The sequence below is a fragment of the Pseudomonas sp. M47T1 genome (assembly GCF_000263855.1).
In the GTDB taxonomy this organism is placed as follows: Bacteria; Pseudomonadota; Gammaproteobacteria; order Pseudomonadales; family Pseudomonadaceae; genus Aquipseudomonas.
Genome location: NZ_AJWX01000025.1, coordinates 93,967 through 101,045, shown reverse-complemented (window position 1 = coordinate 101,045; position 7,079 = coordinate 93,967). Strand labels below are relative to the sequence as shown.

Annotated in this window: 6 protein-coding genes and 1 pseudogene; 4 read left to right on the top strand and 3 right to left on the bottom strand. The window is 61.7% G+C overall.

Annotated features, from left to right (window positions below):
* The 3 genes and pseudogenes from PMM47T1_RS30135 to PMM47T1_RS22345 all read right to left on the bottom strand — a co-directional run.
* A pseudogene (locus PMM47T1_RS30135) lies at positions 1–1,129 on the bottom strand (hypothetical protein); the annotation flags it as partial.
* A 513-nt stretch (positions 1,130–1,642) separates the two neighbouring features.
* Positions 1,643–2,668 carry a ferrochelatase gene (gene hemH, locus PMM47T1_RS22350; protein WP_008373300.1) on the bottom strand — a complete coding sequence of 342 codons (1,026 nt, stop codon included), beginning with the start codon at positions 2,666–2,668 and terminating at the stop codon, positions 1,643–1,645.
* Positions 2,669–2,682: 14 nt separating this feature from the next.
* Positions 2,683–3,585 carry a TIGR01777 family oxidoreductase gene (locus tag PMM47T1_RS22345; protein WP_008373297.1) on the bottom strand — a complete coding sequence of 301 codons (903 nt, stop codon included), beginning with the start codon at positions 3,583–3,585 and terminating at the stop codon, positions 2,683–2,685.
* A gap of 190 nt (positions 3,586–3,775) precedes the next feature.
* Here PMM47T1_RS22345 and PMM47T1_RS22340 point away from each other — a divergent pair, with 190 nt between their 5' ends.
* From PMM47T1_RS22340 to PMM47T1_RS22325, 4 genes are all read left to right on the top strand, one after another.
* Positions 3,776–4,762, top strand: a complete 987-nt coding sequence (locus PMM47T1_RS22340) for an NAD(P)/FAD-dependent oxidoreductase (RefSeq protein ID WP_008373295.1) — start codon at positions 3,776–3,778, stop codon at positions 4,760–4,762.
* Positions 4,759–4,986, top strand: a complete 228-nt coding sequence (locus PMM47T1_RS22335; protein WP_008373292.1) for a TIGR02450 family Trp-rich protein — start codon at positions 4,759–4,761, stop codon at positions 4,984–4,986. The genes PMM47T1_RS22340 and PMM47T1_RS22335 overlap by 4 nt, the downstream gene beginning before the upstream one ends.
* A 188-nt stretch (positions 4,987–5,174) precedes the next feature.
* Complete coding sequence (locus PMM47T1_RS22330) at positions 5,175–6,131, top strand: YbgA family protein (protein ID WP_008373290.1); 957 nt, start codon at positions 5,175–5,177, stop codon at positions 6,129–6,131.
* Positions 6,132–6,134: 3 nt separating this feature from the next.
* Positions 6,135–7,064, top strand: coding sequence for a MerR family transcriptional regulator (locus tag PMM47T1_RS22325; protein ID WP_008373288.1), 930 nt, complete (start codon positions 6,135–6,137; stop codon positions 7,062–7,064).
* Positions 7,065–7,079 lie beyond the last annotated feature (15 nt).

Here is a 7,079-nt window from a genome sequence, read left to right as displayed (position 1 = left end):
TTGCCGCTTGCTGTTCCGCCGCCACTCGCGCCGCTTCTTGCGCTTGCTGTTCCGCCGCCACTCGCGCCGCTTCTTGCGCTTGCTGTTCCGCCGCCACTCGCGCCGCTTCTTGCGCTTGCTGTTCCGCCGCCACTCGCGCCGCTTCTTGCGCTTGCTGTTCCGCCGCCACTCGCGCCGCTTCTTGCGCTTGCTGTTCCGCCGCCACTCGCGCAGCCTCGGCTATGACAACATTCTGGAGAAGTGCAGAGTCCCGCTGGGCTCGACCCAGTAGTTCAGATATGGCACTGCCACATTCAGTCAGGTAACGAGCACACTCGCTATTGTAAATAGAAGCGTGATAATCAGCCCACCTGGCGCCTACAATCTTCGCGGACTGCCAGTCCACGAGATTTTTGAGACCTGCCAACTCTAACTTCGCGAGTGGCGGCGTGATGGAACGGTTTGGCTTGCCCGCAGGAGGAACAATATCTGCCTGATACTGTGCGGCAAGCTCGGCAAGGGCATGCCGGTCCGCTTCCAAAGCTTGCGTTAAATGAGATTCAGGGGTAGAGCTGGTTTTGGCGACCACTGCCGCCTGCAGAAAGGCCGGTAACACTTGAAATACCAGTCGATGCTCGAATTTGATCGCAGCCAATCGACGCTCAAGCGCATGAATCTGGGAGCTATTATCTCCCGGCGCCCCCTGTTCAATCTGATACTGCCGTTCCGCAATTTCCGGTAGCCTCCGGATGAGCAGGCGACTCGATTCAGACACAAGATTCAGGTCTAGGGCTGCACGATAGGAGCTTTCCCACTCTTGGAAGTTAGCTCTCAAGGCCTCGGGAGAAGACAGCCCATTCTTCTCGATCATGCGACTCAGATATTGATGACTAAGCTGATAAATCGGGTTGTTATTAAAAAACTGATGGGCCAATGGTAATTTGGCGAGGTATTGATTTTGCTTTTCTGTTGCCATCTCGGAAACAATGACGTATTCCCGGCTAATGCCTTCCCTCGGGGATAGGGCAGGGACATTATTGGCAGCCTTGGCAGTACTGACGGCCTCATCAATTTGCCTTGGAACATCCACCCTGAGCGGAGCGTACTCAGCGTCCAAATGTTTGATAAGGTCGGTTTGTTCACTACCCATAATGTCATGGATAGTCGCCTCTTGCCGTCAAGGAATCGTACCGCCCCCTGTTCCTCGATGTGGTCCCTCGTAAGGTCCCCAAGGGGTATTCCCAAATCCCGCACCTCCGCCCCCCGGACCTCCACCACCCGCACCTAGGTAAGACCTCGCGGGCGGATTTGCGGTTATGTAAACCCCCTCGTCCATATGCAATGTCTCGCCGGGCTTCCATTGACTCATATAACGCTCCATTTCTGTTCGAATTCCAGAGCGATGTTGAGCGTTCCCAGGGCGTGTGTATGCGAGACCCTTCTTACTGCAAGGCGAGATTTTTCTGTAGAGGAAGTGAGATAAATGGATCTTGAAGCGCTGAAATTTCCTACACACATCCGAACCTTTTAACAGTTCAAAAGCTGAGGTAATCAGGGACATGCCTCATTCACCGTTACCACCGGGCTGCACTGGTCTCGCGCCTACACCAAAGATCTACAGCGTAAACGAGGGCCAGCGCAGCCTGGCGGCAGCGGCTACAGGTCAAGCCATCCCGGGCGCTCGTTCGCACAACACGTTCAAAGCCTGCCCCCACTGCAGGTTGTCATTCAGACAAGGCACCAACACCAACTCCTCGCCGCCCGCTTCAATGAACTGCTCCCTGCCCCGGTCACCAATCTCCTCCAGCGTCTCGATGCAATCGGCGACAAACGCCGGGCACATGACCAGCAAGCGTTTCACCCCTTGCTTGGCCAGCTCATCCAGGCGTGCCTCGGTGTAGGGTTCGATCCACTTGGCTCGGCCCAGCCGCGATTGGAACGACACTGACCACTTACCGTCAGGCAGCCCCATTTTCTCGGCAAAGGCAGCTGCGGTGCGCATGCACTGCGCCCGGTAGCAGGTGGCGAGCACCGCCGGCGAGGCATTGCGGCAGCAGTCGGCGTCCTTGAAGCAGTGGCTGCCGGTGGGATCGAGCTTGGTGAGGTGGCGTTCGGGCAGGCCGTGGAAGCTGAGCAGCAGGTGATCGAACGACTGCTCCAGGTACGAGGCGGCGCTGGCGACCAAGGCGTCGATGTACTCAGGCTGATCGTAAAACGGCTGCAGCAGTTTGAACTGCACGGCCAGCTTCTTCTCCTGCACCACTTTCTTCGCTTCCTCGATCACCGTGGTGACAGTGCTGTCAGCGAATTGCGGGTACAGCGGCGCCAAGGTGATGTCCTTCACCCCTTGGGCGGCCAGGCGGGTGAGTACGGTGTCCAGCGATGGTTCGCCATAGCGCATGGCAATTTCCACCGGGCCGTGGGTCCACTGTTCACGCATCACCGCTTCCAGGCGACGGGTGAGGACGACCAGCGGCGAGCCTTGGTCCCACCAGATACTGGCGTAGGCATGGGCCGACTGTTCCGGACGCTTGATCAGGATCAGCGACACCAGCAGCCGGCGCACCGGCCAGGGCAGGTCGATGACGTACGGGTCCATCAGGAATTGGTTGAGGTAGCGGCGCACGTCGGCCACGGAGGTGGAAGCTGGCGAACCCAGGTTGACCAGCAGCAGAGCGTGATCGGTCATGCAACATCCTAATTTCAGAGGCGCCGGACGAGGTCGTCCAGCGCCGATTGCAGATCATTGAAACGGAAGGTAAAACCTGCCGCCAGTAAACGTACCGGGCGAGCGCGTTGCCCGCCCAGCAGCAAGTCAGACATGTCCCCCAGCCCCACCCGCAGTACCAGGCCGGGCAGCGGCATGAAGGCAGGCCGGTGCAAGGCTCGGCCCAGGCGCCGGGCGAACTCGCGGTTGCGAACCGGTTCAGGCGCGCAGCCATTATACGGACCGCTGGCATCGGCCTTGGTCAAAAGAAAATCAATGAGAGCGATTTGATCGTCGATGTGCACCCACGGCATGAATTGCCTGCCGCTGCCGATGGGGCCGCCCAGGCCCAGCTTGAACGGCAGCTTGAGGCGCTTGAGCATGCCGCCTTCGCTGGCCAGCACCAGCCCGGTGCGCACCAGCACCACGCGCACGCCCAGCTCTTCGGCGCGCGAGGCAGTTTCTTCCCAGGCGATGCACAGGTCGCTGGCAAAATCCTTGCGCACCGGTTGCGACTGTTCGGTAAGTTCACGCTCGCCTCCATCGCCGTAGTAGCCCACCGCCGAACCGGACACCAGCACCGCGGGGCGCTGTTGGCGTTGTTCCAGCCAGGCAATCAGTTGCTCGGTGAGGCCGATGCGGCTTTTCCACAGCAATTGGCGACGCCGTTCCGACCAGGGCCGATCGGCGATTGGCGCGCCGGCCAGGTTGATGATGGCGTCCACCGGTTCCTCGCCCAGGTCGTCCAGGCGGCCGATGCCGTTGACTCCACGGCCACACAGGCGAGCCACGCTGGCCGGCTGTCGGCTCCATACCGTGAGCTGATAACCCTGCGCCAGCCAGTGCTGGCATAGCCTGCGACCGATTAGGCCGGTACCGCCGGTCAGCAAAATGTGCATGACAGCTTCCTCCTGTGGCGTTGACTGCAAATCGCTAGTCTATTTTTAAGAGAGAGGCACTTTTGCCAATGGACGGCTCTCAATAGACACAGAGCAAACGGAAAAAGGACAACAGCAACTTATACTAACAATGATTATTGTACAGGTTTGTCCTTAAGCGTAGTCTGTGCAAAGAGGTAACGAGGCCACCATGACAGTACCTATTGCCATCATCGGTACCGGCATTGCCGGACTCTCAGCAGCCCAGGCATTGCTCAAGGCCGGGCACACTCCCCACTTGTTCGACAAAAGCCGGGGGCCTGGCGGGCGCGCTTCCAGCAAGCGCAGTGACGCCGGCTCCCTGGACCTGGGCGCGCAGTACTTCACCGCCCGCGACAGGCGCTTCGTCGATCAGGTACAGCGCTGGCAAACCAGTGGCTGTGTAGAGGAGTGGAAGCCACAGCTGTTCAATTCCCAGGGCGGCGTACTCAGCCCGTCCCCCGACGAGCAGACCCGCTGGGTGGGCACGCCACGCATGGGCGCCATCGCCAAGGCCATGCTCGGCGACATGAACGCGGTGTTCGGCTGCCGTATCACCGAAGTGTTCCGCGGCAAGCACCATTGGCACCTGCTGGACGCCGAAGGCTGCAGCCATGGGCCGTTCAGCCACGTCATCATTGCCCTGCCCGCCCCCCAGGCCACCGCACTGCTGGCGGCTGCGCCGAAACTGGCCGGGGTTGCCGCCAGCGTGCAGATGGAACCCACTTGGGCCATCGCCCTGGCGTTCGACAAACCGCTGGATACCGCCATGCAAGGCTGCTTCGTGCAGGACAGCCCCCTGGACTGGCTGGCCTGCAACCGCAGCAAGCCGGGGCGCGACACCGCGCTGGACACCTGGGTACTGCATGCCACCAGCAGTTGGAGCAAACAGCACATCGATCTGCCCAAGGAAGACGTGATCGAGCAACTGCACGGTGCCTTCGCCGAACTGGCCAATTGCGCCATGCCCGCGCCGGTGTTCAGCATTGCCCATCGCTGGCTGTACGCCCGTCCCGCCTCGTCCCACGAATGGGGCGCACTGGCCGATGCCGACCTGGGCCTGTACGCCTGCGGCGACTGGTGTCTGTCGGGCCGTGTCGAAGGCGCGTGGCTCAGCGGGCTGGAAGCATCGCGGCGACTGCTCGAACACTTGGAATGAATACGCCGCAGCACCGCATCAATCCGCGCAAACTGCTGCTGTCCAAATGGACGGCAGCCCATCCCAAGCATCGCGAAAAGCATTTTCTGGTCACGGCGTTGGTGCGTGATGAGGAAGGCACGGTCATTGATATCGAACTGCAGGCGGTGTTGACCGGCCGTACCGAACAGTTGCCCTGGCAAACGCTGCGCGATGCCAATTGCTGGCTGATGGGCTGGCGCTGATTGGCTATTGCGGGGGCCGGATTGCCAGCGAGCTTTTGCGGCCCTGGACAGCTCGCTGGCAAGCCAGCTCCCACACGTAGAACGCCCGCCACCGCACAAACTTGTACAAACTGTTTGACTTGTACAGCTTAACTTCTACCATGAAGGGAAGTTGTACACAAAAACCGCTCTGTACAAGAGTCTGTCCAATGTCCGACACCACCAAGCCACGCATCGGGATCAGCGCCTGCCTGCTGGGCGCCGAGGTTCGCTTTAACGGTGGGCACAAGGAATCACGCCTGTGCACCCACGCCCTGGCCGAGCATTTCGACTTTGTGCCGGTGTGCCCGGAAGTCGCCATCGGCCTGGGCATTCCGCGCCAGCCCATTCGCCTGGTGGGCGAGCCTGGCCGCCCTCTGGCCCTGGGCACCGTGGATGCCAGCCTGGACGTGACGGCGCCCCTTGCCGCCTATGGCCAGCAGATGGCCGGCGAGCTGGATGACCTGTGCGGGTACATCTTCATGCACAAGTCGCCGTCCTGCGGCCTGGAGCGGGTCAAGGTGTACCGCGACAACGGCGCCCCGCAGCATGATGGCGGTCGCGGCATCTATGCCGAAGCCTTTTGCGCAGCGCGCCCCGACCTGCCCGTGGAAGAGGACGGCCGTCTGTGCGACGCCGTGCTGCGTGAAAACTTCATGGTCCGTGTGTACGCCTATGCCGACTGGCAGGCGTTGCTGCGCGAAGGCCTCAGCCGCGGCGGCCTGATGCGGTTCCACTCGCGCTACAAATATCAACTGATGGCCAACAACCCGTTGCAATACAAAGTGCTGGGCAAGCTACTGGGCACCATGGGCCGCGGCGATGCCGCCGAAATCGGCCCGCGCTATTTCAGTGAACTGATGGCGGCGCTCAAACGTTGCGCCACCCGCGGCACTCACAGCAACGTGTTGCAACACCTCAGCGGCTACCTGAAACGCTCCCTGGACAATGCCGACAAGCAGGAAGTGCAGCACCTGATCGAACAGTACCGCCTGGGCATTGTGCCCCTGGTGGTGCCCCTCACCCTGCTCAAACACCACTTCCGTGTGCACCCCGATCCGTATGTCAGCCAGCAGGTGTACCTGCAGCCGCACCCGGAAAACCTCAGCCTTCGAAATGCGATCTAACCCATGAACACCCCCACACCCACCGGCGACGACGCCGTGCAAGCCATGCCCGACGGCTGGCTGCCGATCCGCGAAGTGGCGCGCCAGACCGGCGTGAACCCGGTCACCCTGCGTGCCTGGGAACGCCGCTATGGCCTGATCGTGCCGCACCGCACCGCCAAGGGGCACCGCCTGTACGGCCCCGAACACGTACAACGCATCCAACAGATCCTGACCTGGCTGGGCCGTGGCGTGGCGGTAGGCCAGGTCATGGGCCTGCTCGACAACGCCCACCCACCGCAGGCCCTGGCCAGTGGCGGCGGCGACTGGCTGCCGTTGCGCGCCAGCCTCATGCAGGCCGTTGGCGAGCTGGCCGAGCGCCGCGTGGACGACACCTTCAACCAGGCCATGGCGCTTTACCCACCGGTGACCTTGTGCGAGCACCTGCTGCTGCCCTTGCTGGCCGAGTTGGAACAGCGCTGGCAAGGCCAGTTTGGCGCGCAGATGGAACGCGTGTTTTTCCTCTCCTGGCTGCGCAGCAAACTGGGCGCGCGCATCTATCACAACAACCGCCAGCTCAGTGGCGCGCCCCTGCTGCTGGTCAATCAGTCCGACCTGGTGCTCGAACCGCACCTGTGGCTCTGCGCCTGGCTGGCCAGCAGCGCCGACTGCCCGGTGGAGGTGTTTGACTGGCCTTTGCCTGCAGGCGAACTGGCACTGGCCGCCGAGCGCCTGCAAGCACGGGCCGTACTGCTGTACTCGGCCAAGGCCATGAATCTGCCGCAATTGCCCCGGCTGCTGGCCGGCATTGACGGGCCAACGCTGATAGTCGGACCAACGGTATGCATCCACCAGCACGAGTGGCCCGTACATACCCATGACACCGAGCGCCTGCACCTGCTGGACGGCCCGCTGGCGGCCCAGCAATGCCTGCAACAACTGGGGGTGCTCTGACATGACCACACACGG